General features: G+C 58.9%; 2 pseudogenes. One reads left to right on the top strand and one right to left on the bottom strand.

Annotated elements, in window-relative coordinates:
• Positions 1-294 (top strand): annotated as a pseudogene (locus OKC30_RS20950) (IS30 family transposase); the annotation flags it as partial.
• A gap of 19 nt (positions 295-313) precedes the next feature.
• On the opposite strand, the pseudogene OKC30_RS20955 reads toward OKC30_RS20950, so the two are convergent.
• Positions 314-1,171: pseudogene (locus OKC30_RS20955) on the bottom strand (IS66-like element ISAeme5 family transposase); the annotation flags it as partial.

The raw sequence follows: 1,171 nt of genomic DNA on the forward strand, positions 1-1,171 counted from the left end.
ACCAGCAGATCATTTTGGAGGTATTGGGTGAGCGCTATCGGCAAATTTATTCCTAAATCAGGTGCGGAATGTCGGATATACCGCCATGTGGCCGCCGACAAAGCCCGGGGTGGCCAGTTGTACCGCCATCTGCGCCAGGGCCACAAGCGCTACCGCAAGGGGGCGAGCAGCCTGCGTTCTCCCATCAAGGAAGCCCGCTCTATTGATGAACGGCCGGCTATCGTCGATAGCCGGGAGCGGCTCGGTGATTGGGAGGCGGACACGGTGCTGGGCAAGCAAGGCACAGGTGCACTGTAAGCGCCGCTAAATCGACCTACTTGCCTTCGTTGTATTGCGCCACTTTTTTTGCAATGGGCTCCAGCGGGACGTTCCAGGGTAGCAGGGCTTCGAGTTTTTCCAGGCTATCGGCCTCGCCGATCTGCGCCAGCACATAGTTGATATACGCTGATGGCTCCAGGTCATTGGCTTTGGCTGTCTCCAGCAACGAGTAGCAGGTCGCGCTGGCCTTGGCGCCTTGCGCGCTGTCGGCGAACAACCAGGCCTTGCGCCCCACGGCGAACGGGCGGATTGCGTTCTCCGCCAGGATATTGCTGATGTGCAGATCTCCCCGCACGCAGTAACCCACCAGATGGGGCCATTGCCCCAGCGTGTATTCCATCGCCTGTCGAGTCAGCGAGCCTTTCATCACCTTGCCGACGTTATTGTCCAGCCAGGTTTTGAGCTCCGCCAACAGGGGCATGCTACGTGTCTGCCGTGCCTGATAACGCTCGGCATCACTGCGCTCCTTCTGCTCCCGCTCGATGGCATAGAGTTTACCTATGTACCCCAATGCTACATCGGCCAGGCCAGTACTGGCTTTGCTCTTACCTTTGTCTTTACCCTTAGGTGCAGCTCGGGTCGCTTCGATGAATTTGCGCCGAGCATGATCCCAGCAGCCAATCCGTGTCAGGCCGCTCTCTTTGCACACCTGGCTATAGCCGGAATAACCATCGGCCTGCAGTATGCCACTAAAGCCCTCCAGCAGACGCACAGGAACGCTTCCGGCGCGCGACGGATCGTAGGCAAATAGCACAGAGGAGCGGCCCGGCGGACCACCGCGGGTCACCCACATCCATTTGTCCGATTGCGCAGTTTTTCCCTCTTCTTTGAGCACCTGGATCCGCGTCTCGTC

Source organism: Aeromonas sp. QDB18, from assembly GCF_027705325.1.
Lineage (GTDB): Bacteria > Pseudomonadota > Gammaproteobacteria > Enterobacterales > Aeromonadaceae > Aeromonas > Aeromonas caviae.